The sequence below is a fragment of the Acidovorax sp. 69 genome (genome assembly GCF_002797445.1).
Taxonomy (GTDB): Bacteria; Pseudomonadota; Gammaproteobacteria; order Burkholderiales; family Burkholderiaceae_C; genus Acidovorax.
On sequence record NZ_PGEP01000001.1, the window covers coordinates 3134149 to 3159905 of the forward strand.

Consider the following 25757-nt stretch of genomic DNA (forward strand, 5'->3'; position numbering starts at 1 on the left):
TACTACCGGCCAATCTGGCGCCTCCATGCTCCTTCCCGTCTTTGAGCCACGCATGAGCGACCAGGCACGCCGCATCGTCCGTTGCGCAGCTCACCTGCACATGTTCTTAAGCTCGCCCGAAAAATCCGCCTGGTTCGACGCCCACGTGTTCGAGGTTGAGGGCCTTTTGCGTGGATACGCCATCGACTACATCAGCCAGGCCTGCCAGGACCTGGACGCCCAGGCACAGGCCAGCAAAGACCGCGCAGCTGGGCGCGGTGAGGGTGGGCAAGCGCAGCGCCGCACGCCCTCGCCGCGTGCCTCCGGAGGACTGACGTGCAAGTAACACGTCAGTCTAGTCCGTTTGAGCGGAAAACAGGGGTCGAATCTGGCGCTGTTGTGCCGGTGGATGTCCCCGAGCTTTACCACCTTTTCCCCAAGCCAGGGAGTAAGCCGGATTGGTATCCCCGCCCAGCCACAAAGGTCCAGCTCGTCGGCTTCTGTGACTGGCTGTCGATCTATCAGCGCCACCATTGCGGGGGCCTGCCAAAGGTCGCAGACGGTGCTGTGATCCGTGTGGATGCCGATGGCGTCGTTGAATCAACCACACTCAAAAAACTGCAGGTCGAGGGATCGCACGAAACCTCGGTCTTCATCCGCTGCGACGGTGAAACCGTGTGGTTCGATGGGAACGTGTCGCGCTGGGGCCGTCCAGACAACGTCTTCGGCTATCCCTTCCGCCAGTGCTTGCAGATCATCAACAACCTGCTGGTGTCCATGGGCCTGCCTCCCTTCACCGAAGGCGAGCGCTTCATAAGCAATTTCAAGGGCGAGCCTCGCACGGTCTGGACCGGTGCCCGCGTCACACGCGTGGACGTGACCCGCAATTTCAGCACCGGCAGCAAAGAGGACGCTTACCACTTCATGCGCTACCTGCAGGGCCAGCAGGCAAGCCGTTTGAAGACTGGCACCTATGGCGAAGGTGAAACGGTCGATTGGGGTCGTGGCTCCCGCTACCTCTACTACAAGGCCTACCTGAAAGGCCCTGAATTGCGCCGTCACGCTGGCCGTTCAGTACCCGGTGATGACCTGTTCAAACCCGCACTTGATCCTTACGTCCTGCAGCTCGCGGACTGGTGCGACTCTGTCGGGTTGGTCCGTTTCGAGATGACGTTCAAGGCAACAAAGCTGCATGACATGGGTTGTTCGCACCTAGGGGGGTTTGACATGAAACAGCTCGAAATTGAGTTCGAAAGTAAGGCCGAGGTACTCACTCGTGCCTCTGCTGACGTTGACCAAATCAGCCAGCTTCCTAAGCCATTGCTGTCCACCTATCGCATGTGGCAAGCCGGTGACGACATCACAACCAAGTTGAAGCGCTCGCAGTTCTACAAGCACCGCCGCGAGCTGCTGTCGTTCGGCGTTGATATCGCCATAAAGAGCAACGTCCTTCAATTTCAACCAAAGACCCGGGTAATCCAGCTCGGCCCGGTCTCTATGCCTGATTTTTACGAGCTCCCAACCATCGAAAGAAAACGCTATGGCAGTCACTATTGAAGTCGTCGGAATGAAAGCCTTTAAGGGCATTGTGAACGGCGAAGCCATCGACAGCGCAACGCTGTTTGGTCGTGTGAAATTGGACACCCGCTACAACAAACCGGGCGAGAACTTCAAGGCCGGGCACGCTACCGAAGAATGGAAGATGCCTAACGCTGAAACGGTGTTTCGCATGCAACACCTGCCCCTCCCGTTCATGGCCTCGCTTGAGGTCGAGCGCGTTTCCAACGGCAAGGAAACCAAGGAAATGGTCACCGACTGCTCTCCGCTGGAGCTTCCCAAGGCCGAACCAGCACCCTTCAAAAAAGTTGCTTGATTTCAGCCGGTAGCTCATCAACGTTCTGAAACGTGGTGGGCTGTGGAGTGCAATCGCCTTCATCACTGGAGTGTCAATGTTCAAAACTGCCTGCTCTCGACTTGTGCTGTTCTCTCTCGCGCTGTTCGGCTTTGCGCTCCCTGCACATGCTGCGCTCAGTGCGGTTGTGCTCGGCGCAATCTCCACTTTGAGCACCGATCTCATTATGACTATGGGGGCTGTCATCACCGTGTTTGTTGTGCCTTGGGGCCTTGCAAAGCTCTCTCAAAAACTCGGCTTTGGCGCAACACCTGAGAAGGGCTACAGCTACGGCTATTGGGATGGTGACAAGTTCATAGACGCTACTTGGTCTAAGCGTGACGACGCTATCCATAACCGCCGCCATGGCGGGTAAGTGATTCCAGCCTGCAGCTCATCAACGTTCTGAAACGTGGTGGGCTGTGGGGTGCAATTCCGCGCCATTTCATCAAGGAGTTTCAAATGAACGTTTCCGCAAAAACCGCGAAGAAAATCGCTCGCCGTTTGGTCGCTCGCGGTGCCACCGCTGCCGGTGTTCTGTCGATGCTGGGCATGTCTGCCCATGCCGCGCTGCCTGCTGGTGTCACCACCGCCATCAGTGACGCTGGCACCGACATGACCACGGCCATCACGGCAATCATCACCGCCTTCGTTGCCTTCTGGGGCCTGAAGAAGCTCGCTTCCAAGTTCGGTTGGATCTGATCCATCGCCGTCATCGTGTGAATCTCCGGGGGCCTTGCGCCCTCGGTTTTTAAGGTGTTTTTTATGCCTCAGTGCGTAGAGATTTTTCCTGTCGGGGGTCAGCTTGGCGACACTGCTACCGGTGAGGCTGTTTTTACTGCTCACTCTTTTTTGAAGGTTCCCACTCGGTCGGGTGTCTGTCCTTACGTGTTGCTCTCCAGTGAAGAACATGCTTCTTCTGAGCCTCTCAACCTCGAGCGGGTCGCCGATATGCAAGCCGTCTTTTACGGCTTTCTTCTAGTCCTTGTCACTGTATGGGGTCTCAAGCAGCTTTTGAATCTTTTCACTGGTGATACCGATAGGGGTTAAACATGATTCTTCCCATTGAGTACATGATCGCCGCTGGCTTGTGCTTCATTCTTTTCGTTGCATTCAGGTGAGCCAAGCTATGCGCAATATGCCCCTTTTGCGTGCGGCCATGTTCTCCGCTGGCATGCTTCTTTTGTCTGCAGACTATGCCCACGCGGCGTACGCTTCTGTTGTTCCGCAGGTGCCTGTTTCTGCTATTGGAACTGGTGCTGCGAATGTTGCCCGGATTACGGGTGGCGTTGTGTCTGCTGGTTACGTCTTTACAACCGGTGTATTGCAGCTCGGTGCCTACAACCTTGGTCAAGTTGTCGTGCCGATAGCCTTTCGCGTTGCCGCTGGTGTTGCTGTCGCTGGCCTTGCTGGCACAGCATTGCTTACCGGTGTTGCTGCTGGTGTTGCGCTGGGTGCTGCTGCTCCCTATGTCATTGATTGGATCACGCGTGCTCACTCTGATGGTGTTGCAATGGATCTGTACTATGACGCGCAGACGGACATGCTTCGAAAATCCGCTGTGCCTCCAGCTGGTCATAACTACAACGGCATAGATATCAATGCCACCATGATGGCCACTGGAACCAGCTTGGCAGTTGAGATGACCAACATGGCTTCTCATTACCCTTACGCGTGCTACACAGCGCCGCACACCTGGGTTCGCATTGCCGATGGTAGTGCTGGTGCGTGCGCTCCTGGTGCAAAGTTGCTCGTGGTGGTGTGTACTGCTACCACTGATTATTCATACGAGCCGTGTACAGGCTCTGCTGGCGTTGTGATGGATAGCGGCGTTGCTGTCAGTGGCTCTGATCTAAATGCCTTGTCCACTGTCGCGGTGGACCCTCGCATCCTGCCTGCGCTGGGTCAGCCTATCCCTGTTGATCCCACGCCGGTGATGAATCCCCCTGCGCCGGCTGGCAATGATCCGTTGCCCATTGGTCCCAACTCGCCGGCTGTTCCCACGCTGCCAAGTCAGCCGTTGCGTATTGCCGATGGTGAGCCAATACCGATCCCAAACACGAGCCCTCAGCAATACACACAGCCTTGGCAAGAGATTGTTGCGGCACCAACTGCCACGGACCCTTATCGCGTTGATGTTCGGCCCATCACAACAATTGTTGACACGCCGACTGCCCCGACTACCCCCGTCACAGTTCCCACCCCGGTGACTGGTAACCCCACGCCCGGTACAAACTACCTCACAGATTGCGATAAGTATCCTGGCTCGCTGGGCTGTATGCCTGTCGGTGCACCCCCGCCAGATGGCACGATACCGACGCAAACGCGCAACATTACTCAGCAGCAAGGCCCATCTTTTGGCGGTGGTGGGTCTTGTCCTGCCAACCTCAATATCAACGTTGGCGGGCACTCCATTACAGCTCTCAACATGGCTCAGCCTTGCGGCTGGATCGTGAACTACATAAAGCCGATATTGCTGTTGCTGGCGGCTATCTCTGCGGTGTTCATCGTCGCGCCAAGGTCTGAGGGGTAAGCCATGGGATTTGCACAGCTCATCATGGCGATGGTGTCCCCCATCATTGCCCGTATCTTCGTTACGCTGGGTCTTTCTCTGGTCAGTTTTGTGGGCATGGATTTGCTCATGGATCAGGTCATTGCCACCGCTCAAAACGCATGGGGTGGCCTGCCTGCAGGCATCCTGCAACTGGCTGGCCTCGCTGGTGTTGGACAGGCCCTGTCGATCATCTTCGGGGCCATCATGACCCGCGTGTTGATTTGGAACCTTAGTAAGACGACGCGCATCTTGAGTTCTAACTCATGATCACGCTGATAACCGGCACTCCTGGCGCTGGGAAAACGCTGTATTGCATCGCCAAGCTACTGCTTGACCTAGTCGGCTCGGTCGTCAAAAGCACTGATGAAAACGGCCAGCAAAAAGAGACACAGCGCCGCATCTGCACCAACATTCCCCGCCTCCTAATTGAACACGAGCTGATTGACGGCGATGAGGAACACGGCCTGCGCGGCTGGCATAAGTGGTGCAAGCCCGGTGATGTGATCGTTCCCGATGAGGTGCAGCGTTACTGGCCCCCACGCCCCAACGGCTCCAAGGTTCCGGATGACATAAGTGCTCTTGAGACGCACCGACACAAGGGAGTCGACTTCATCATCATCACGCAGCATCCTATGCTGCTGGATCGCAACGTCCTTGCCCTTGTTGGTCGCCATTTGCACGTGCGCCGCTTCGGTGGCCTCGGTGCTTCTATCGTCTATGAGTGGGACCACTGCAGCCGGTCTCTCATGTACAGCAAGGCCCTAAAAAAGAGCCCTTTCCGATATGACAAGAGTGTGTTCAAGCTCTATATGTCGAGCGAGTTGCACACCAAGCCAAAAACAAGTATCCCGCCGCTGGCGTATGTCGTGATTGCAGCTATTGCCGCTGCCCTTTATTTCGTTCCATCGATCGTTAGTCGGATTTCGTCCAAGGGCGATAAGACTGCCGCTGATGCCAGTAAGGCTGGCCCGCATGCGCCCTCGGTGTCTGCGCCTTCGTCTCCTGCAGCGCCTTCTCCTGCTTCCCCTGCGGTCCCTGGCACTGGCTTTAAGCCCATGACTAGCAATGGCCCCGGCCAGCGTGGCCAGTCTTATGACAGCACCATGTTTATTCCCGTGGTCAGCTACGAACCTCGTAGTGCTCCTGCGTATGACCACCTGCGCGAAGTCGTCACCATGCCTCGCATCGTTGGCCGTGTTTGTCCGGATGCTGAGCCATGCTACTGCATGACCCAGCAGCGCACCGCTGTTCCTGCAGACCTGTGCGATGAATGGGACGATTGGCGTCGGCGGCGTTTTGATCCCTTCAAGCCGGATGGGGGAACGCTCTTGGCCTCAGATCAACGATCCTCGGTTTCTGAAGCCCAGCTCTCTGCTCATTGACCATCTGAGAGACACACGGGGACCCGAACCGGAGACCTTGTGTCGCAGGTTTGGGGCGGGGGTATGGGGCCGCAGGGCACCATGTAGGACCATCGCGCAACCCTTGCCCTATGCGAAGGCCCCTTGCATAACGCACTGACAAGGCCCTGATTTCTTGCACTAAACGTGGCCGCCATTTCCAGCTTTTACCAATTGGTAAAACGTCTAAATTCTTCCAAAAAGGAGGGGGAAAATGGCTTCTATTGGGTACGCAAGAGTTTCAACAAAAGACCAAGAAACGCATCTTCAAATTGATGCACTTGCAAAGGCCGGGGTGATCGATGTGCGGCAGGAAAAGGGGAGTTCTGTCGGTCCTCGGCCGGAGCTGCAGCGGCTGCTAGCATCACTCAAGCCGGGTGATGTGCTGGTCGTCTACAAGATGGACCGTATTGCAAGATCGCTCAAGGATTTGCTAAGCATCCTGGACCAGATAAAGGCATCTGGCGCGGCCATTCGTTCTTTGACTGAACCGTTAGATACGGCCTCACCGCTTGGCACGTTCATGATTCAGATTCTTGGCGCAGTCGCCCAGCTCGAACGCTCCATCATCAGAGAACGCACTGTTGCTGGGCAGGTATCAGCCATCAAGCGTGGCGTGATATTTGGCCGCCCTAAGCTACTTACACCGGAACGCGAGGCAGAAGTGTTGGCAATGGTCGATGGGGGAGCAACTCAGTCAGCCACTGCCCGCCATTTCGGCGTGTCCTTGATCGTTGTTCGACGCCTATTGGCTGAGCGCAAGGGGCAAAAAAATACCGGGCTATACCCGGTGCTGCGTGACTATCTTTAGCTTTTTCTCGCTGTCGGAAGTGTTGACTTTCATTACTTTTTTCTTCCTGCCTCGATAATACGGCCCATGCCCCAAATTCAACTGACTCCCGCAGAGCGCCGGGAACAACGCGCCAATGCCCATCACCTGGACCCCGTGGTCCTGATCGGTGGCGATGGCCTCACTCCTGCCGTCCAAAAGGAGATCGACGCCGCGCTGAACGCCCACGGACTGATCAAAGTGCGTGTTTTCAATGACGACCGCACCGCCCGCGAGCTGATGTACCAACAGCTCACGGCCGATCTCAATGCCGCCCCCATCCAGCACATTGGCAAGCTGCTGGTACTGTGGCGCCCTCAGCCACCGAAGGAGCGCGCGGTCAATGACGACCGTATGCCTGGTCCCCGTGATGTCAAAGTGCTCAAGTACAGCAAGCGCGGCGGCCAACGCCCCGAGATCAAGCAATTGCGCGTACTTGGCAACCAGCGCCTCACCCCGGGTGGCCAGATCAAGCGCGCAAAACCCAAGCAAAAATCCATCAAAAAGCGCCAGGCAGACTAATGAACGCTACGGCAGCACCCGCCCTTACGGCCCGCGCACGCCACATCATCTGCATGAAATGGGGCACGAAATACGGCCCCGAATATGTCAACCGGCTTTATGCCATGGTGCGCAGACACCTGAATGGAGATTTCCATTTCACCTGCCTGACCGACGACAGTGCCGGTATTCGCAGTGAAGTGCAGTGTCTGCCCATTCCGGCGCTGGACCTACCCCCTGGTATCCCGGAACGGGGCTGGACCAAGCTGGTGACGTTCAGTGCCGACCTGCACGGCCTTCGAGGAACCGCCCTTTTTCTGGATGTGGATGTGGTTATCACCGGAAGCCTCGATGAATTTTTCACACAGGCCGGCGAGTTTCTCATCATCCATGACTACAAGCGCCCTTGGCGTATTACAGGTAATTCATCGGTCTATCGTTTCGAACTCGGCGCTCACCCCGATGTGCTGGCGCATTTTCGTGGGCATTTCGCCGAGATACGCGAGCAATTCCGCAATGAGCAGGCCTATCTGTCCGACTTCCTGCACAAACAGGGCAAATTGCAATACTGGCCGGCGACATGGTGCCCTAGCTTCAAGTACCACGGCATCCCCACCTGGCCCACGAACTACTGGCGTGCGCCCTTTGTACCGCCTGGCGCTCGCATCGTGATCTTTCATGGTGAATGCAATCCACCCGATGCGCTGGCAGGTCGACGCAATCGCCGGTTTCGCTATATCCGCCCCGCAAAATGGGTGGCTGAACATTGGCACGAATAAGCGAGCGCGAAGTCTTTTTTTGATGGGACGAAGACTAGCGCCAGACTGTGTGCAGCCTGCCTTTTCAAAGACGGCTCTCACGGCTGGCTGACTAGCTCAAGCGTCCACTGATGCGACCGCGACACCAGCGGTCACATTGTGGTGGCGAAGTGTTTGCCAAAACACGGCCAGAGCACAGCACCATTGCAGCGCATACATCACCGTACCCACGCTGTGCCACAGTCGCAGGTCCTGCCGAGCCACGATGCGCGGCGCAACGCCAAACTGGTTGAGCAATGCCAGCAACAGGCCCCCCAGTATAAAAAGCATAGCAGCCTGTGCCCATGGATATTGCGCCACAGCATTTCTGGGCCTGGACAATGCCAACAACACCAAGCAACAGACCACCGCAACCCAGGTCTGCGCAGCAAACAACTTGGCCGCCATATTGCCGGCCAGCGACGGGGACGGCAGGTTCGCAAACAACATGGGCACCACCAAAAATCCGATGGTACTCAGACTGCCCCACCACAGGGCAGCAACCACAACAGGAAGGCGTTGACGCATAGCTTGTTGCATCACTTGCTCTTAACGGTAGCTAACCCCCACCACCTCATAGCGGCGGACACCACCCGGCGCCTGCACTTCCGCCGTGTCACCCGTCTCCTTGCCGATCAAGGCACGCGCGATGGGGCTGGAAATATTGATCAGACCTTGCTTGAGGTCAGCCTCGTCTTCACCCACGATCTGGTACTTCACGGTATCGCCTGACTCTTCATCTTCCAGCTCCACCGTGGCGCCAAAAACGACCTTGCCACCACCGTCCACGCCGCTCGGATCAATGACCTGAGCCACGGAAAGCTTGCCCTCGATCTCCTGGATACGTCCCTCGATGAACCCCTGGCGATCCTTGGCTGCGTCATAGTCGGCGTTCTCGCTCAGATCGCCTTGCGCGCGCGCTTCAGCGATTGCCGTGATCACGGCGGGGCGCTCCACGGTCTTGAGGCGGTGCAACTCTTCCTTGAGTTTCTCAGCACCGCGTTTGGTAATCGGAATGGTGGCCATTTTGTTGAGTCTCCACAAATCAAAACGGTGAAAGCGCAAAGCACTTCCACCGGTCAGTTACCACATCGCACCCAGAAAATTTCAGTGTGTGCAAATGGCAAATCTACAAAAGGAAACCGCCGCACGTTGCCGCGCGGCGGTGTCTGGTCAAGGGCAGATTATGCCGCTTTTACCGGGGCTCAGGCCGCCAGTTGCGCGTGCAACTCCTGCACCGAATACACATCGAGCTTGTCGAGGTATTTCATGCCTTCGACAGCAGCTTCTGCACCAAAAATAGTGGTGAAGGTCGTCACACGGGCCAACAGCGAAGAGGTACGAATCGCACGCGAATCCGCAATCGCATTGCGACGCTCTTCCACCGTATTGATGACCATCACAATCTCGTTGTTCTTGATCATGTCCACGATGTGCGGGCGCCCTTCTGTCACCTTGTTCACCACGCCCACGGGCACACCGGCCTCGGCAATCGCAGCTGCCGTGCCCTTGGTGGCCACCAGATCGAAGCCCAGGGCCACCAGCTGGCGCGCAATATCCACGGCACGGGGCTTGTCGGCATTCTTCACGGTGAGAAACACGCGACCTGATGTGGGCAACTTGGTGCCCGCACCCAGCTGGCTTTTCACAAAAGCTTCGCCGAAGGTCTTGCCCACGCCCATGACTTCGCCGGTGGACTTCATCTCGGGACCGAGGATGGTGTCCACGCCGGGGAACTTCACGAAGGGGAACACGGCCTCCTTCACGCTGAAGTACGGCGGCGTCACTTCCTTGGTGATGCCCTGCGACGCCAGTGTCTGGCCGGCCATGCAGCGCGCGGCCACCTTGGCCAGCTGGATGCCGGTGGCCTTGCTCACGAAAGGCACCGTGCGCGAGGCGCGCGGGTTCACTTCCAGCACGTAGATCACGTCCTTGCCATCCACTTCCTGAATGGCAAACTGCACATTCATCAGACCCACCACGCTCAGGCCTTCGGCCATGGCCGCAGTCTGACGCTTGATCTCGTCGATAGTGGGCTGCGACAGGTAGTACGGGGGCAGCGAGCAGGCCGAGTCGCCGCTGTGCACGCCGGCCTGTTCGATGTGCTCCATCACGCCGCCGATGAAGGTGACGCCTGCGGAGTCGCGCACGCAGTCCACGTCGCACTCGATGGCGTTAGAGAGGAAGCGGTCCAGTAGCACTGGCGAGTCGTTGCTCACCTTGACGGCTTCGCGCATGTAGCGCTCCAGATCGCGCTGCTCGTGCACGATTTCCATCGCGCGGCCGCCCAGCACGTAGCTGGGGCGCACCACCAGAGGGTAGCCCAGGGCGGCGGCCTTTTCCAGGGCTTCGGGCTCGGTACGGGCCGTGGCATTGGGTGGCTGGCGCAGACCCAGTTCGCCCAGCAGCTTCTGGAAGCGCTCGCGGTCTTCGGCCGCATCGATCATGTCGGGGCTGGTGCCGATGATCGGCACGCCTTCGGCTTCGAGGCCCAGCGCAAGCTTCAGGGGCGTCTGGCCGCCGTACTGCACGATCACGCCGACCGGCTTTTCCTTGTCCACGATCTCCAGCACGTCTTCCAGCGTCACAGGCTCGAAGTACAGGCGGTCAGAGGTGTCGTAGTCGGTGGAGACGGTCTCGGGATTGCAGTTGACCATGATGGTTTCATAGCCGTCCTCGCGCATCGCGAGGGCCGCGTGCACGCAGCAGTAGTCGAACTCGATGCCCTGGCCGATGCGGTTGGGGCCACCGCCCAGCACCATGATCTTCTTGTTGGTGGTGGGCTCTGCCTCGCACTCTGCAACGCCACCATAGGTCGCAGCCTCGTAGGTGGAGTACAGGTAGGCGGTGTCAGTGGCGAACTCGGCGGCGCAGGTGTCCACACGCTTGTACACGGGGCGCACTTTGAGCGCACGGCGTGCTTCGCGCACCGCCTTCTCGGTGGTCTTGAGCAGCTTGGCCAGGCGGCGGTCGGAAAAACCCTTTTGCTTGAGCGTGAGCAACGTGGACGCATCCAACGCCGCCAGCGCGCCGTCACCCTTCTCGACCACGAGCTTGTCAATGTCCAGCTCGATCTTCACGATCTGCTCGATCTGCACCAGGAACCACTTGTCGATCTTGGTGAGTTCGAAGACTTCGTCTACCGACAGGCCCATGGCGAAGGCATCGCCCACGTACCAGATGCGCTCGGGACCGGGCTCGCCCAGTTCCTTTTCGAGCACTTCGCGGTCCTGGGTCTTCTCGTTCATGCCATCCACGCCCACTTCCAGGCCGCGCAGGGCTTTCTGGAAGGATTCCTGGAAGGTGCGGCCCATGGCCATCACTTCGCCCACGGACTTCATCTGCGTGGTCAGGCGGCTGTCGGCGGTCGGGAACTTCTCGAACGCGAAACGCGGGATCTTGGTGACCACGTAGTCGATGGACGGCTCGAACGAGGCCGGCGTGACGCCGCCCGTGATCTCGTTGCGCAGCTCATCAAGCGTGTAGCCCACGGCCAGCTTGGCCGCCACCTTGGCGATCGGGAAACCCGTGGCCTTGGAGGCCAACGCCGAAGAGCGCGAGACGCGCGGGTTCATCTCGATCACGACCATGCGGCCGTCCTTGGGGTTGATCGAGAACTGTACATTGGAGCCACCCGTGTCCACGCCGATCTCGCGCAAAACCGCCAGGGAGGCGTTGCGCAGGATCTGGTATTCCTTGTCGGTCAGGGTCTGCGCGGGGGCCACCGTGATCGAGTCGCCGGTGTGCACGCCCATCGGGTCCAGGTTTTCGATGGAGCAGATGATGATGCAGTTGTCCGCCTTGTCGCGCACCACTTCCATCTCGTACTCTTTCCAGCCGAGCAGCGACTCTTCGATCAGCAACTCGTTGGTGGGCGAGGCTTCCAGGCCGCGCTTGCAGATGGTCTCGAACTCTTCGGGGTTGTAGGCAATGCCGCCGCCCGTGCCGCCCAGCGTGAAGCTGGGGCGGATCACTGTGGGGAAGCCTACGGTCTTTTGGACGGCCCAAGCTTCGTCCATGCTGTGGGCAATGCCCGAGCGCGCAGAGCCCAGACCAATCTTGGTCATGGCGTCCTTGAATTTGAGGCGGTCCTCGGCCTTGTCGATGGCTTCGGGCGTGGCGCCAATCAACTCCACCTTGTACTTTTCAAGCACGCCGTGGTGCCACAAATCCAGGGCGCAGTTCAGCGCTGTCTGACCACCCATGGTGGGCAGGATGGCATCGGGGCGCTCTTTAGCGATGATCTTCTCGACCGTCTGCCAGGTGATGGGCTCAATGTAGGTGACATCGGCCGTGGCCGGGTCGGTCATGATCGTCGCGGGGTTGCTGTTGATCAGGATGACCTTGTAGCCTTCTTCGCGCAGGGCCTTGCAGGCCTGCACGCCGGAGTAGTCGAACTCGCAGGCCTGGCCGATGATGATCGGGCCAGCGCCGATGATGAGAATCGATTTGAGGTCTGTGCGCTTTGGCATTACTTCTTCTCCATCAGCGCGGTAAAGCGGTCAAACAGGTAGGCGATATCGTGCGGGCCGGGCGATGCCTCGGGGTGGCCCTGGAAGCAGAATGCGGGCTTGTCGGTGCGCGCAAGGCCCTGCAGCGTGCCATCAAACAGGCTGATGTGCGTGGGGCGCAGCGTGGCAGGCAACGAATCCATCTCGACGGCAAAACCATGGTTCTGGCTGGTAATGCTGACGCGGCCGTTGTCCAGGTCTTTGACCGGATGGTTGGCGCCGTGGTGGCTGTTGTCCATCTTGAAGGTCTTGGCGCCCGATGCCAGAGCCATAATCTGATGACCCAGGCAAATACCGAATGTGGGTACGCCGCTGTCGATGATCTGCTGCGTGGCCGCGATGGCGTAGTCGCAGGGCGCCGGGTCACCGGGGCCGTTCGACAGGAAGACTCCATCGGGCTTCATGGCCAACACCTCGGCCGCAGGCGTCTGCGCGGGCACCACGGTGACCTTGCAGCCACGCTCGGCCAGCATGCGCAGAATGTTCTTCTTCACGCCAAAGTCGTAGGCCACCACATGGAACCTGGGCGCAGCCAGCTCACCGTAGCCCGAGCCCAACTTCCACTCGGTCTGCGTCCACTCGTAGCTTGACGCCGTGGTCACGACCTTGGCCAGATCCAGCCCCGCCATGTTGGGGGCGGCCTTGGCCTTGGCGATGGCTTCATCGACGAGCCCCTGCGTGACAACCTGCCCTGCGGCCAGGCCCACGATGACGCCATTCTGGGCACCTTGGGTGCGCAGCAGGCGGGTCAGTTTGCGGGTATCGATGTTGGCAATGGCAACGGTCTTTTCGCGCACGAGGTACTGCGAAAGTGTTTCCGTCAGACGGAAGTTGCTGGCCAAAAGAGGCAGATCTTTGATGATCAGGCCGGCGGCATGGATCTTGTCGGCTTCGATGTCATCCGCATTGACGCCGTAGTTGCCGATGTGCGGATACGTGAGCGTCACGATCTGCTGGCAATAGCTGGGGTCGGTGAGGATTTCCTGGTAGCCGGTGATGGCGGTGTTGAACACCACTTCGCCGACCGTGGTGCCGGTAGCACCAATCGAATTACCGATAAAGACCGTGCCGTCTGCGAGCGCCAGGATGGCGGGCGGGAAATTTCCCTGTAGAGACAAAAGCACTGGATTCTCCGGATGGTTACGGTCGCCCGGCGCCTGCAGTCCACTCGCGCGCGAGTGCCAGTGGCTGCTCTCAGATAGGTTGTTGCTTTGGGTGCGGTCGGGCGACGCTGTTGCGAGAAAAGCCCCCGATTATACCCTTGCCCGTCAGCCGGCCCGCGATGCACGTACTGCATAACCCTGATAGCAAGGCCCATGACCCACAGGGACTCCAGTGCAAGCCGCTGCGACTGCGGTCAGGCCGCCACCGCGAATTCAAAATGCAGCACCAACCCTTGCGCTCAACGGGCGGCACCACTGGCGTGCAGGCAAATGGCCGCTGCAGCCGCCACGTTCAGCGACTCTTCGCCACCAGGCTGGGCAATGCGAATGCGCACGGCGGCACGATCTTCCAGGGAGGGCGAAACGCCCTGCCCTTCATGCCCCATTACCCAGGCACAGGGCCAGGGCAAGGCCGCGCGATGCAGATAGTCACCAGCGTGTGAGCTGGTGACCAGCAGGGGCACCTCCAACGCCACTATGTCCTCCAACCCGACACCCTCTATCAGATCCAGCGCAAAATGCGCCCCCATCCCGGCCCGCAAGACCTTGGGCGACCACAGTGCGGCACTGCCCTTGATGGCGACGACCTGCCGAAACCCGAATGCCGAGGCGCTGCGCAGGATAGAACCCACATTGCCGGCATCCTGCACCCTGTCCAACACCACGGTCGCAGCCTCGGGACGCAGGGCAGGTGGCGTCGGCAGATCCAGGATGAAACCCATGCGAGCAGGAGACTCCAGCCCGCTGATGTCGGCAAACAGTGCATCGGCAAGAACTATTGTTTTCATAGCATCCTGCGCATATTCAAACTGCGCTTGAGGCCAAAAAGACTCCGAAAACACCGCCACCGCCGCGCGCAACCCCCTGGCCAGCGCGGCACGGCACAGGTGATCACCCTCCAGCCATACACGGCCCTGCTTGCGGTAGGCCGTGGTGTCCTGGGCCAGTCGGCGCAGATCCTTGACGAAGGTGTTGTCCCGGGAATGGATGGCAATCACGGACGACGAGGTCATGGGTAGTCTCCTTGGGCGAGCAGGCTCTGGGCCACCGGGGCGAACGAGCGTCTGTGATGGATGCAGGCGCCATGTTCACGCAAGGCGTCCATGTGCACAGCCGTGCCATAGCCCTTGTGCCCCGCGAAGCCATACTGTGGAAACTCCTCGTGGACCTGAACACACCAGCGGTCGCGGTACACCTTGGCAAGAATGGAAGCTGCCGAGATGGCAGGCACCAGCGCATCCCCCTTGACGATGGCTTCGGCCGGCACGTCCAGCAAGGGCAGGCGGTTGCCATCCACCAGCACCATGACAGGCTTGAGCCGCAGACCCATCACCGCGCGGCGCATGGCCAGCATCGTGGCCTGCAGGATATTGAGTCGGTCGATCTCCTCCACGCTGGCTTCGGCGATGCTGCAGCACAGCGCCTTGGCGCGAATTTCGTCATAGAGCTTCTCGCGCCGCGCCGGAGTGAGCTTTTTGGAGTCGGCCAGTCCAGCGATTGGATTCAGGTCATCCAGAATGACGGCGGCAGCCACCACCGGCCCCGCCAAGGGCCCCCGGCCGGCCTCGTCCACACCAGCGACCAAGCCAGGCGGATGCCACGGCAGACAGACCTGCTCAGGCAGTGGCAGAGAGGATTTTCTGGATCGCATCGGCAGCCAGTTGGGGAGTATTTCGCAGCAGGCTTTCGTGCAGCGCCGTAAAGCGTTGCTCCAAGGCCGCTATTTTTTGCGGATTGTGGCGCCGCGCGTCCAGCCACTCCAATGTGGCAGCACAAAGCGCCTGCGGTGTGGCTGCGTCCTGAATTAACTCGGGCACCACGAACTCACGGCACAAAATGTTGGGCAACCCCACCCAGGGTTGCAACTGCTTGCGTCGCATGAGCCACCAGCTCAAAGGGTGCATGTGGTACCCAATGACCATGGGGCGCTTGAAGAGCGCCGCTTCGAGGGTGGCAGTGCCACTGGCAATCAGCGTGGCATCACAGGCAGCCAACACGGCGTGGGACTGCCCCGCAATGATCTGAACCGCATCGCCCAAACCACAGGCGTAGGCCATTTGCACGATGCGGTCACGCAAGGCAGGCACAGCAGGAACTACTATTTTGATAGCTGGTCGCGCTTTAAGCACTAACGCTGCAGCCTCAAAGAAGGGTTGCGCAATGTACTGAATCTCTGACGACCGGCTGCCCGGAAGGATGGCGAGAACCTCATCGGAGTCCCGCAGTCCAAGTTGGGCCCTGGCCGAGGAACGGTCGGGCACCATGGGGATCACGCCCGCCAAAGGGTGGCCTACATAGGTGGCGGCGATACCGTGCTGGGCCAATAGCTCGGGCTCGAATGGAAAGATGCACAACACATGGTCTGCACTGCGGCGGATCTTCTCTACGCGATCAGCCCGCCAAGCCCAAATGGAGGGGCACACGAAATGCACTGTTTTGATACCGGCCGTGCGCAAATCGGACTCCAGCCCCAGATTGAAATCAGGAGCGTCCACGCCAATGAAGACATCGGGGCGATCCTTGATCAAGCGTTCGCGCAGTTGTTTGCGGATACCCAGCAACTCACGCAGCCGGCGCAGCACTTCCATGCTGTAACCGTGCACAGCCAGTTTCTCACTGGGCCACCAAGCCTCAAAACCACGCCGCTCCATCTGCGGGCCACCAATACCGCAGGACTGCAACCCCGGCCAATGGGCCTGCATGCCATCGATCAACAGGCCAGCCAGCAGGTCGCCCGAAGTCTCGCCTGCCACCATGGCAACGCGGGGGGATGCATTCATGGAGCCCCCTCAGCGCGCAATGCCGCGCGTGGAGGTATCAAGGAAGGCCAACACCAAAGCGATGTCGGCAGCTGCCTCGGGATAAGTGGCGGGCAACTCCGCCATAGCGGCGCGTGCGGCCTCCAGGGTCAGCCCCTGGCGATACAACACGCGGTGCATCTGCTTGATGCCCGCCACCCGCGCGGTCGAAAAGCCCCGGCGGCGCAGGCCCTCCAGATTCAGGCCCCGCACTGCCAGCGGGTTGCCATCCACCATCATGAACGGTGGTACATCTTGCGAGATGTGGCTGGCAAACCCGGCCATCACATGGGCTCCCACTTTCACAAACTGGTGAATGCCGGTCAGCCCGCCGATGATGGCCTGGTCCGCCACCTGTACATGCCCGGCCAGGGTTGCGTTGTTGGCCAAAATGGTCTGGTTGCCCACCACACAATCGTGCGCAATGTGCACGTAGGCCATGATCCAGTTGTCGTCTCCGATGGTCGTCACCCCCCGATCCTGGGTGGTCCCCAGGTTAAAGGTGCAGAACTCCCGGATGGTGTTGCGGTCGCCGATGACCAATTGCGTCGGCTCACCCGCGTACTTCTTGTCTTGCGGGGCTGCACCGAGCGAGACGAACTGGAAAACGCGGTTGTCCGCGCCAATGGTCGTACGTCCCTCGATCACACAATGGGCACCCACAGTGGTGCCCGCCCCGATCGACACATGCGGACCGATCACGGTGTAGGGCCCCACCGTCACGGAAGGATCAATGCGGGCGCCCGCCTCAACGATGGCAGTGGGATGAATGTTGCTCACGGTCCAACAGGTCTGAACAGTTTGTGTCGATCAGCCCACGCTGCGCATGGTGCACATCAGTTCGGCTTCGCAAGCCACCTCGTCGCCCACGCTGGCAACGCCCTTGAACTTCCAGATGCCACCACGCACGCGGTCGATGGTGATGGTCAGAATCAACTGGTCGCCCGGCTCCACCGGGCGCTTGAAACGCGCGCCGTCGATGCCAACAAAGTAGTAGATGTTGTTTTCATCGGGCACCTTGCCCATGGCATCAAAAGCCAACAAACCAGCCGCCTGCGCCAGCGCTTCCAGAATCAATACCCCGGGCATCACGGGGCGGCCAGGAAAATGCCCCATGAAATACGGCTCATTGAACGTGACGTTCTTGATGGCCTTGATGCGGGTGTTGCTCTCCAACTCGATCACCTTGTCCACCAGCAAAAACGGGTAGCGGTGGGGCAGTTGTTTGAGAATTGCGTGAATATCCATCATCGAGTTGTTCTTCCGTTCATGCTGCTTTGAGGGCCTGCTCCAGCGCCTTGATGCGCTCTCGCAGGCTGTGCAATTGTTTGAGTGTCGCAGCGTTCTTTTCCCAGCGCGCATTGTCGTCGATGGGAAACATGCCGGTGTATTGGCCAGGCCGGGTCAGCGATCGCGTGACGACGGTTGCCGCAGAGATATGTACGTTGTCGGCCAACTCCAGATGGCCCAGCACGATAGCGCCGCCGCCAACGGTGCAATGCGCGCCAATCGTTGCACTGCCGGCCACACCCACACACCCGGCCATGGCCGAATGTTTGCCGATCCGCACGTTATGCCCAATTTGGATCAGGTTGTCGAGCTTGACACCATCTTCGATCACGGTGTCCTGCAACGCACCGCGGTCGATGCAGGTGTTGGCACCAATCTCGACATCGTCACCAATGCGTACAGCGCCCAGTTGCTCGATCTTGACCCACTGGCCTTTCTCGGGCGCAAAACCAAAGCCGTCAGCCCCGATCACCACGCCCGAATGCACAATGCAACGCGCACCAATATGGCAGTCCTCACCCACAGTGACCCGCGATTTGAGCCAAGTACCAGCACCGACATGCGCCCCGCGCTCGACCACGCAGAGCGGGCCAATGGTTGCGGTGGGATGCACCTGCGCCGTGGGATCGACCACCGCACTGGCGTGCACACCGGGCGGTAGCGCAGACGCATTGCGCTGCCGCCACAACTGGGTGGCGCGCGCAAAGTAGACATAGGGGTTGTCCGCCACGATGCAGGCGCCCCGCACCAGCGCGACTTCACGCATGGCAGGCGCCACAATGACACAGGCCGCCCGGGAGGCGGCCAGTTGCTGTTGGTAGCGAGGGTTGCTCAGGAAACTGAGGTCTCCTGGGCCCGCAACCTCCAGTGGCGCGATGCGGGCAATGGCGGTTTCACGCGCCCCCCCTTCCAACGAACCACCGAGCGCATCAACAATGTGCCCAAGCAACAAGCTCACGAGCCACCTGCCCTGCGCACAAGACTACTTAGCGCCAGCTGCGGCATTCAGCGCCTTGATCACTTTGTCGGTGATGTCATGCTTTGGGTTGATGTAGACCGCCTCTTGCAGAATCACATCGTACTTTTCAGCCTCAGCCACTTGTTTGACCACCTTGTTGGCGCGCTCCAGCACCTGGGACAGCTCTTCGTTCTTGCGCGCGCTCAGGTCTTCCTGGAATTCACGGCGCTTGCGCTGGAAGTCGCGGTCCTGGTCCACGAGCTGGCGCTGGCGTGTCGTGCGCTGGCTTTCCGCCAAGGTGGGTGCTTCACGCTCAAACTTCTCCGTCGCGGTCTTGAGCGTATTGCCCAGATCGAGCAATTCTTTCTCGCGGCGGGAGAACTCCTGCTCCAACTTGGCCTGTGCAGCCTTGGCTGTGCTGGCCTCGCGGAAGATACGATCCGTATTGACAAAACCGGCTTTGAACTCTTGCGCTTGAGCAGGAGCTGCGACGGCGATGGTGCCAAGCAGCAGGGCCAAAGAGAGATGGCGGGAAAAGGATTTCATTAGAAAGACGTTCCAATCTGGAATTGCAGTTTCTGGATTCTATCGCCGGCAAACTTGCGCACCGGCTGCGCAAACGCCAGACGCAGGGGGCCGAGCGGAGAAATCCAGCTCAAACCCAGGCCCACGGACGCACGCATGTCACTGAAGCTCACTTTTTCGTTCTCCCCATACACATTGCCCACGTCGAGGAAAGTAAAGACACGCAAGGTCCGATCGTTGCCAGCGCCTGGAAAGGGAGCAATCAGCTCCGTATTCAGCGTGACCTTCTTGGGGCCGCCCAATGAAGCCCCCGTCACATCGCGTGGTCCCAGCGTGCCTTGGTCAAAACCACGCACGGAGCCCAGTCCACCCGAATAGAAATTCTTGAACACCGGGAACGGCCGACCATTCATCCCCTTGCCAATGCCCGCTTCGCCATTGAAGGCAATCGTGAAGCGCTTGTTGAGAGGGATGTACTGCTGGTACTGATAGTTGGCACGCACATAACGCGCATCCCCTGCCACCGACCATTCGGAGTTGAGGCGCTGGTAACGACCCGAATTGGGTGCCAGTGCACTGTCCCTATCATCCCGTGACCAACCGACCGTCAGAGGAATGGATGTGCTGCTGTAGCCGAATTTGTCGGCATAGTAAAGATAGGTGGCGGGGATGTTCGTTCCGGGCTTGATCTTGGTCTGCTCCAGCCCACCGCCAAAAAACACCGTATCGGTTTCACTGAAAGGCACCCCGAATCGCACAGAAGTACCCGTGGTGACCAACTGATAGTTGCCACCCTGATCCTCGTAGGGCTTGTCCGTGCGGTAGTAAACGTCCAGCGTCCGCGAGATTCCTTCAGGCGTGAAGTAGGGGTTGGTGGTGCTGAACACCAGGGTCCGGCGGTACTTGCTGGTGTTGACGTCGATACCAAGATAGTTGCCGGAGCCGAAAATGTTCTCCTGCTTGATACCAAACGAAAGCGATGCTTTTTCAGCACTGGAGAACCCCACCCCCAGTTGCAGAGAACCCGTGGGCTTTTCAGCCACGTTGATCACCAGATCCACCTGGTCTGGCGAACCCGCGACCTCCTGGGTCTCTACATTGACCTCGGTGAAGAAGCCCAGGCGGTCCACGCGGTCGCGGGACAGCCGAATCTTGTCACCGTCGTACCAGGAGGCCTCGTACTGGCGAAATTCACGCCGGATCACTTCATCCCGCGTGCGGTTGTTGCCACTGACGTTGATGCGGCGCACGTAGGCACGGCGCGCTGGCTCCGCCTGCACCACAAAGGCCACACGGTTGTTTTCGCGGTCGATCTCTGGCACGGCTTCGACACGTGCAAACGCAAAGCCAAAACGGGCGAAATACTCGGAAAACGCCTTGGTGGTTTCTGTCACCTGGTCGGCGTTGTAAGGCTCGCCTGGGCGGATCGTGACAAGCGACTTGAACTCGTCCTCGCGGTCGAGGTAGTTGCCCTCCAGCTTGACGCCCGACACGACATAACGCTCACCCTCGGTGACGTTGACCGTGATCGAAATATCCTGCTTGTCCGGCGAAATCGCCACCTGCGTGGAGTCCACACGGAACTCCACGTAACCCCGTTGCAGGTAATACGAACGCAGCGTCTCCAGGTCAGCATTGAGCTTTGCCCGGGAGTAACGGTCTGACTTCGTATACCAGCTCAGCCAGCCACCCGTGTCCTGATCAAAAAGGCCCTTGAGCGTTGACTCACTGAAAGCCTTGTTGCCCACAAGACGCACTTCCTTGATACGTGCCGGCTCACCTTCGACCACAGTGAAGGTCAGGTTCACGCGGTTGCGCTCAATGGGCGTCACCGTGGTCACCACCTCGGCACCATAGAGACTCTTGTTGATGTACTGGCGCTTGAGTTCCTGCTCAGCACGATCTGCCAGGGCCTTGTCGTAAGGGCGTCCCTCCGTCAGACCCACATCACGCATAGCCTTCTTGAGCGCGTCTTTGTCAAATTCGCGGGCACCTGCAAAGTCCACATCGGCAATGGTCGGGCGCTCTTCCACCACGACCACCAGCACGCTGCCACTGGCTTCGAGACGCACATCCTTGAAGAGGCCGAGACCGAAAAGGGCTCGAATAGCGGCAGCACCTTTTTCATCGTTGTAGTCGTCACCCACCCGCAAGGGCATGGACGCAAACACGGTGCCTGGCTCCACCCGCTGCAGGCCTTCCACGCGAATGTCCTGCACCTTGAAAGGCTCCAGAGCCCAAGCCGCATTGGCGGCAAAAACCATGGCTGCAACGGCCGATGCGGTACGCACGCCTAGGCGATTGATGTGTTTTTTCATGAATGAAGCTGGAGCCGCCATGCAGGGCAAGCGCGGCAAAAGGTTAGCCAAAGAGCCGGGTGATATCGTTGAACAGGGCTATGGACATCATGAGAAGCAGGACCGCAACGCCTCCACGTTGCAATCGCTCCATCCATGCGTCCGACACGCCCCTGCCCGTGACACCCTCCCAAAGATAATACATCAGGTGCCCCCCGTCCAAGACGGGCAGCGGCAGCAGGTTGAGCACGCCCAGACTCACACTGATGAGCGCCAGGAAAACAAGATACTGGGTCAGGCCCATGCTGGCTGAGCGCCCGGCGTAGTCGGCAATCGTCAAAGGGCCACTCAGATTCTTGAGGGAGGCCTCGCCAATGACCATGCGCCCCATCATGCGAAGCGTGAGGATAGACACATCCCATGTCTTGACCAGACCGCCCCAGGCGCCCTCCAGCAAACCGTATTCAACCGTCACGAATTCGGGGGCAGCCCCCACGTAGGCACCAATCCGCCCCACGGTTGCACCCATCTCCGGCTTGGCCTCCGGCAGCACGTCAAGCGTGATCGACTGCCCCGCCCGATCAATTCGCCAAGCCTGTGCCAAGGGTTCACCGCCCCGCATGGACTGGCGGATCAGCTCACGAAGTTGCTGTCCATCCACTACATCGGTGGTGCCCATCTTGAGCACCACATCGCCCTCGCGCAAGCCAGCACGGGCAGCGGCCCCATCGGGCATGACCTCCCCCAAAACCGGGCGCGTCCACGGGCCCAGAATGCCAATCTTGCGAAAGAGCTGTGCGTCTGCCTCACGGCTGTCGATCTTCGACAGGTCCAGCAGGATTTCCCGGTGTGCGGAGCCCGCTTGAGGCTTCACATCCAGGCGCACAGCTTGCCCTTCGAGTGCCCCTCGCGTGAGCAACCAACGCAGGTCTTCAAAAGAACGAACAGGCTCCAGGTCGTCCGAGCCCAGCGCGGCACGCTCGACCAACTCGCCGCCCCGCAGCCCCGCACTCTGCGCCACCGAGCCCGCCACCGGACTGGCCAGCAGGGCACGGGGCTCTTCCACCCCGTTCCAGTTGACGATGGAGTACAGCAAAACAGCCAGCAGCAGGTTCGCCACAGGCCCCGCAGCCACAATAGCAGCCCTCGATCGCAAGGGCTGGGTGTTAAAGGCCAGATGGCGCTCTTCGGGCAAAACGGGGGCCTCCCGCTCGTCCAGCATGCGCACATAGCCCCCCAAGGGAAAAGCGCCCAACACAAACTCCGTGGAAGAGCCCTTGGGCTGCCAGCGCAGCAGAGGATAACCAAACCCCACCGAAAACCGCAACACCTTCACGCCACACGCCACGGCCACCCGGTAATGCCCATATTCGTGCACCGCGATCAGAAGGCCAAGGGCCACGACAAAGGCAACGATGGTCAGCAACATGAATAGGTGATTCCGTGGGTCAAGAACGCTCAGGCAGCCAAACGGCCTGCGGCATACTCGGCGGCACTGCGGGCCTGGGTGTCCAGATCCAGCAAGGCTTCGAGCGAATTGGGGTTGGAGGGGGACACCGCATCCAAAGTTGCAAGGTTGACCGCATGAATATGGTCAAAACGCAAACGCCCGGACAAAAACGCACCGACAGCCACTTCATTGGCTGCGTTCAATACCGCCGTCGTCCCCTCGACCGCCTTCAGCGCCTGCCAGGACAGATGCAAACCTGGGAAGCGAATGGCATCGGCATCCTCGAACGCCAGCGCACTCAACGTCGAAAAGTCGAGTTTGCTGGCACCGCTGGCAATTCGCTCAGGCCATGCCAAACCACAGGCAATGGGCACGCGCATATCGGGGGTGCCCAGTTGAGCGAGGATGGACGCATCGTTGAACTGCACCATCGAGTGGATGATCTGCTGTGGATGGATCACCACTTTGATCTGGTCTGGATGCAGATCGAACAACCAACGCGCTTCAATCACTTCAAGCGCCTTGTTCATCATCGTGGCCGAATCCACCGAAATCTTGCGCCCCATCGAGAAATTGGGATGCGCGCAGGCCTGAGCCGGGGTGATCTCTGCAAGTGTCGCAGGGTCGCGCTGCCGGAAGGGCCCCCCGATGCGGTGAGCAGGATGCTGTCCACGCGCTCAGGCCAAGTTGAGGAGTCTTCGGGCAGGCATTGGAAGATGGCGGAATGCTCGCTGTCGATAGGCAGCAATGTGCCCCCCCCTTGCCTCACCGTCTGCATGAACAATCCGCCCCCCACCACCAAGGCCTCCTTATTGGCCAGCAGCAATCGCTTGCCCGCACGGGCCGCCGCCAAACAAGGGGACAGCCCAGCGGCCCCCACGATGGCCGCCATGACAGCATCCACATCCGCGTGCGACGCTATTACTTCAAGAGCATTCTCCGCTTGTAGTACCTGCGTTGGAAGGCTGTTTGCCTTCAGCTTATCCGACAAAATCCGAGCGTGGGGCAGACTCGCCATCACAGCGTAGCGCGGGAAAAACCGCGCGCATTGCGCAAGCAACAGGTCTACTTGAGTGGCAGCACTCAGCGCAAATATCTCAAAGCGGTCCGGGTGGCGTGCCACCACATCGAGCGTACTGGTGCCAATCGACCCGGTGGATCCAAGGACGGTGATTCGTTGTTTCATCATGAAGTCGTCAAACGGGTGAGCATCATGGCCAAGGGCAGCGTCGGCAGCAGGGCATCAACCCGATCAAGCACACCGCCATGCCCAGGCAGCAGGCCACTGCTGTCCTTAACGCCTGCGCTGCGCTTGATAAGCGACTCCACCAAATCACCTGACACGCTCATGGCCACCATGAACAATGCGGCGATCGCAAGCAACCACCAGCCCTGTTGTGCCATGCGACTGTAAAAACTGGGCACGGCCGCCTGCCAATGGGCATCTGCAGCCACCCAGAGAAAGGCCATAGCCAGCACACCCGCCAAGCCGCCCCACACACCTTCCCAGCTCTTGCCGGGGCTGATCGTAGGAGCCAGCTTGCCCTTGGTGAAGCGCAAGCCAAAGGCACGGCCAGCAAAGTAGGCAAAGATGTCTGCCACCCACACCAGCAGCAGCACCGACAGCAAAAAATTGATGCCTTCATTGCGCGCCTGCACCACAGCCAGCCAAGCAAGCCAAAGGGCAAGCACCCCGGCCACCAGGCGCAGGGCCGCAGGAATGCGGGACCAGCCAGACACCCCTGCCTTGAGCAGCCAGGCGGCCGCCAACACCCAGAGTCCTCCCCCCACGACCCAAAGGCCGGTCAACGGACGATCCACCCCACCAAGAACCCACGATCCTGCACACAGTGCGACACAGGCGACGCCCACGGCGACGGAGCCTGCTTGGCCACAGCCGCACAGGCGGCCCCACTCCCACGCGCCCGCAGCCATGAGGACCAGCACCACAAAGGTGAAGGGCACAGTGGATGCGTAGAAAAGTGCTGGCAACAAGATGGCTAGCAGGACAAGGGCTGTGATGACGCGCTGTTTGAGCATGGGGCCTTTCAAAGCCTGTTCAGGTTCTCAGCCCGGCATCGGGTCGGGATGCGCAGAGAGTATCTGTTCGGAGGTTTTGCCAAAACGGCGTTCGCGGCCACTGAACGCGGCTATCGCCTCATCCAGCGCCGATTCGTCAAAGTCCGGCCACAGCCGGTCACTGAAGAAGAACTCGGAGTATGCGGCTTGCCACAGCAGAAAGTTGCTGATGCGCATTTCACCCCCGGTGCGAATCACCAGATCTGGATCAGGCACATGGGCCATACCCATGGCGCCATGGAGGCTGACCTCGGTAATGGGCTCACCGCGTGCCGCCAGCGAAGCGGCGGCCTGCGCTATGTCCCAGCGACCGCCATAGTTGAAACACACGTTGAGCACCAAGCGGGTGTTTTCTGCTGTAGCGGCCTCTGCTTGCGCAAGACCTTCGCGCACCCTGGGCGAAAGACCTGCACGCTCTCCAACAAAGTACAGGCGTACACCGTCCTTCTTGAGCTGCGGCACCTCGCGTGCCAACGCCATCGCCAACAACTCCATGAGGCCAGAGACCTCATCGGCCGGGCGGTTCCAGTTTTCAGAAGAAAAGGCAAAAACGGTCAACACACTCACACCACGCTGAACGCAAGCGCGTGCGCAGCGGCGCAGTGAATCAACCCCTTGCTTGTGGCCCGCCAGGCGCGGCAGAAATCGCCGCGTCGCCCAGCGGCCGTTGCCATCCATCACGATGGCAATGTGGTGTGGCACCACCGGAGAGTCGGACATGTGAACGTTCAAGCC

The 25757-nt window shown here is 59.6% G+C and carries 27 protein-coding genes and 1 pseudogene; 11 read left to right on the forward strand and 17 right to left on the reverse strand.

Annotated elements, in window-relative coordinates:
* The first annotated feature begins 25 nt into the window (after window positions 1–25).
* The 11 genes from CLU85_RS14310 to CLU85_RS14355 all read left to right on the forward strand — a co-directional run bounded on the left by CLU85_RS14310 (window position 26) and on the right by CLU85_RS14355 (window position 7933).
* Window positions 26–325, forward strand: coding sequence for a hypothetical protein (locus tag CLU85_RS14310; protein WP_157803967.1), 300 nt, complete (start codon window positions 26–28; stop codon window positions 323–325).
* The gene (locus CLU85_RS14315; protein WP_232727831.1) at window positions 316–1536 is read left to right on the forward strand and encodes a phage/plasmid replication protein; all 1221 of its coding nucleotides are present in this window, start codon (window positions 316–318) and stop codon (window positions 1534–1536) included. Before CLU85_RS14310 ends, CLU85_RS14315 begins: the two co-directional genes overlap by 10 nt.
* Window positions 1520–1852, forward strand: coding sequence for a hypothetical protein (locus tag CLU85_RS14320; protein ID WP_157803968.1), 333 nt, complete (start codon window positions 1520–1522; stop codon window positions 1850–1852). The genes CLU85_RS14315 and CLU85_RS14320 overlap by 17 nt, the downstream gene beginning before the upstream one ends.
* Window positions 1853–1928: 76 nt before the next feature.
* Entirely contained in the window at window positions 1929–2246 is a 318-nt protein-coding gene (locus tag CLU85_RS14325; RefSeq protein ID WP_100410847.1) for a hypothetical protein, read from the forward strand.
* 86 nt (window positions 2247–2332) lie between these two features.
* The gene (locus CLU85_RS14330) at window positions 2333–2572 is read left to right on the forward strand and encodes a major capsid protein (protein WP_100410848.1); all 240 of its coding nucleotides are present in this window, start codon (window positions 2333–2335) and stop codon (window positions 2570–2572) included.
* A 388-nt stretch (window positions 2573–2960) separates the two neighbouring features.
* The gene (locus CLU85_RS23020) at window positions 2961–4403 is read left to right on the forward strand and encodes a hypothetical protein (RefSeq protein ID WP_157803969.1); all 1443 of its coding nucleotides are present in this window, start codon (window positions 2961–2963) and stop codon (window positions 4401–4403) included.
* Between the two features lie 3 nt (window positions 4404–4406).
* Window positions 4407–4691 carry a DUF2523 domain-containing protein gene (locus tag CLU85_RS14335; RefSeq protein ID WP_100410849.1) on the forward strand — a complete coding sequence of 95 codons (285 nt, stop codon included), beginning with the start codon at window positions 4407–4409 and terminating at the stop codon, window positions 4689–4691.
* The gene (locus tag CLU85_RS14340; RefSeq protein ID WP_100410850.1) at window positions 4688–5806 is read left to right on the forward strand and encodes a zonular occludens toxin domain-containing protein; all 1119 of its coding nucleotides are present in this window, start codon (window positions 4688–4690) and stop codon (window positions 5804–5806) included. Before CLU85_RS14335 ends, CLU85_RS14340 begins: the two co-directional genes overlap by 4 nt.
* 232 nt (window positions 5807–6038) lie before the next feature.
* Window positions 6039–6635 carry a recombinase family protein gene (locus CLU85_RS14345; RefSeq protein WP_100410851.1) on the forward strand — a complete coding sequence of 199 codons (597 nt, stop codon included), beginning with the start codon at window positions 6039–6041 and terminating at the stop codon, window positions 6633–6635.
* Window positions 6636–6701: 66 nt separating this feature from the next.
* Window positions 6702–7175 carry a YhbY family RNA-binding protein gene (locus CLU85_RS14350; RefSeq protein WP_100410852.1) on the forward strand — a complete coding sequence of 158 codons (474 nt, stop codon included), beginning with the start codon at window positions 6702–6704 and terminating at the stop codon, window positions 7173–7175.
* Entirely contained in the window at window positions 7175–7933 is a 759-nt protein-coding gene (locus CLU85_RS14355) for a glycosyltransferase (protein WP_100410853.1), read from the forward strand. Before CLU85_RS14350 ends, CLU85_RS14355 begins: the two co-directional genes overlap by 1 nt.
* 96 nt (window positions 7934–8029) lie before the next feature.
* Here the strand turns inward: CLU85_RS14355 and CLU85_RS14360 are convergent, their stop codons facing one another.
* The 17 genes and pseudogenes from CLU85_RS14360 to uppS form a co-directional block, all read right to left on the reverse strand.
* Window positions 8030–8479, reverse strand: a complete 450-nt coding sequence (locus CLU85_RS14360; protein ID WP_100410854.1) for a DUF4149 domain-containing protein — start codon at window positions 8477–8479, stop codon at window positions 8030–8032.
* Window positions 8480–8500: 21 nt separating this feature from the next.
* Entirely contained in the window at window positions 8501–8977 is a 477-nt protein-coding gene (greA, locus tag CLU85_RS14365) for a transcription elongation factor GreA (protein WP_100410855.1), read from the reverse strand.
* 179 nt (window positions 8978–9156) lie between these two features.
* A complete protein-coding gene (carB, locus tag CLU85_RS14370; protein ID WP_100410856.1) occupies window positions 9157–12423 on the reverse strand; it encodes a carbamoyl-phosphate synthase large subunit in 3267 nt (1088 codons plus the stop codon).
* Window positions 12423–13586, reverse strand: a complete 1164-nt coding sequence (gene carA, locus CLU85_RS14375) for a glutamine-hydrolyzing carbamoyl-phosphate synthase small subunit (RefSeq protein ID WP_100410857.1) — start codon at window positions 13584–13586, stop codon at window positions 12423–12425. Before carA ends, carB begins: the two co-directional genes overlap by 1 nt.
* A gap of 278 nt (window positions 13587–13864) precedes the next feature.
* Window positions 13865–14638: an RNA methyltransferase gene (locus tag CLU85_RS14380; RefSeq protein ID WP_100410858.1), complete on the reverse strand. Its 774-nt coding sequence runs from the start codon at window positions 14636–14638 to the stop codon at window positions 13865–13867.
* Window positions 14635–15276, reverse strand: coding sequence for a ribonuclease HII (gene rnhB / locus CLU85_RS14385; protein ID WP_100410859.1), 642 nt, complete (start codon window positions 15274–15276; stop codon window positions 14635–14637). Before rnhB ends, CLU85_RS14380 begins: the two co-directional genes overlap by 4 nt.
* On the reverse strand, window positions 15242–16405 hold the full coding sequence (gene lpxB, locus CLU85_RS14390; protein WP_100410860.1) for a lipid-A-disaccharide synthase: 1164 nt from the start codon (window positions 16403–16405) through the stop codon (window positions 15242–15244). Before lpxB ends, rnhB begins: the two co-directional genes overlap by 35 nt.
* Before the next feature lie 9 nt (window positions 16406–16414).
* On the reverse strand, window positions 16415–17203 hold the full coding sequence (lpxA, locus tag CLU85_RS14395) for an acyl-ACP--UDP-N-acetylglucosamine O-acyltransferase (RefSeq protein ID WP_100410861.1): 789 nt from the start codon (window positions 17201–17203) through the stop codon (window positions 16415–16417).
* Window positions 17204–17233: 30 nt separating this feature from the next.
* The gene (gene fabZ / locus CLU85_RS14400) at window positions 17234–17674 is read right to left on the reverse strand and encodes a 3-hydroxyacyl-ACP dehydratase FabZ (RefSeq protein WP_100410862.1); all 441 of its coding nucleotides are present in this window, start codon (window positions 17672–17674) and stop codon (window positions 17234–17236) included.
* Window positions 17675–17690: 16 nt separating this feature from the next.
* Window positions 17691–18671, reverse strand: coding sequence for a UDP-3-O-(3-hydroxymyristoyl)glucosamine N-acyltransferase (gene lpxD / locus CLU85_RS14405; protein ID WP_100410863.1), 981 nt, complete (start codon window positions 18669–18671; stop codon window positions 17691–17693).
* Between the two features lie 24 nt (window positions 18672–18695).
* The gene (locus CLU85_RS14410) at window positions 18696–19217 is read right to left on the reverse strand and encodes an OmpH family outer membrane protein (protein ID WP_100410864.1); all 522 of its coding nucleotides are present in this window, start codon (window positions 19215–19217) and stop codon (window positions 18696–18698) included.
* On the reverse strand, window positions 19217–21514 hold the full coding sequence (gene bamA / locus CLU85_RS14415) for an outer membrane protein assembly factor BamA (RefSeq protein ID WP_100410865.1): 2298 nt from the start codon (window positions 21512–21514) through the stop codon (window positions 19217–19219). Before bamA ends, CLU85_RS14410 begins: the two co-directional genes overlap by 1 nt.
* A gap of 43 nt (window positions 21515–21557) precedes the next feature.
* Window positions 21558–22922, reverse strand: coding sequence for an RIP metalloprotease RseP (rseP, locus tag CLU85_RS14420; protein WP_100410866.1), 1365 nt, complete (start codon window positions 22920–22922; stop codon window positions 21558–21560).
* Window positions 22923–22951: 29 nt separating this feature from the next.
* Window positions 22952–23473: a hypothetical protein gene (locus CLU85_RS23640; RefSeq protein WP_369858316.1), complete on the reverse strand. Its 522-nt coding sequence runs from the start codon at window positions 23471–23473 to the stop codon at window positions 22952–22954.
* Window positions 23474–23491: 18 nt separating this feature from the next.
* A pseudogene (locus tag CLU85_RS23645) lies at window positions 23492–24132 on the reverse strand (1-deoxy-D-xylulose-5-phosphate reductoisomerase); the annotation flags it as partial.
* A complete protein-coding gene (locus CLU85_RS14430; protein ID WP_100410867.1) occupies window positions 24129–24983 on the reverse strand; it encodes a phosphatidate cytidylyltransferase in 855 nt (284 codons plus the stop codon). The gene CLU85_RS14430 and the pseudogene CLU85_RS23645, both read right to left, overlap by 4 nt.
* 27 nt (window positions 24984–25010) lie before the next feature.
* The gene (gene uppS, locus CLU85_RS14435) at window positions 25011–25742 is read right to left on the reverse strand and encodes a polyprenyl diphosphate synthase (protein WP_100410868.1); all 732 of its coding nucleotides are present in this window, start codon (window positions 25740–25742) and stop codon (window positions 25011–25013) included.
* Between the last annotated feature and the right edge of the window lie 15 nt (window positions 25743–25757).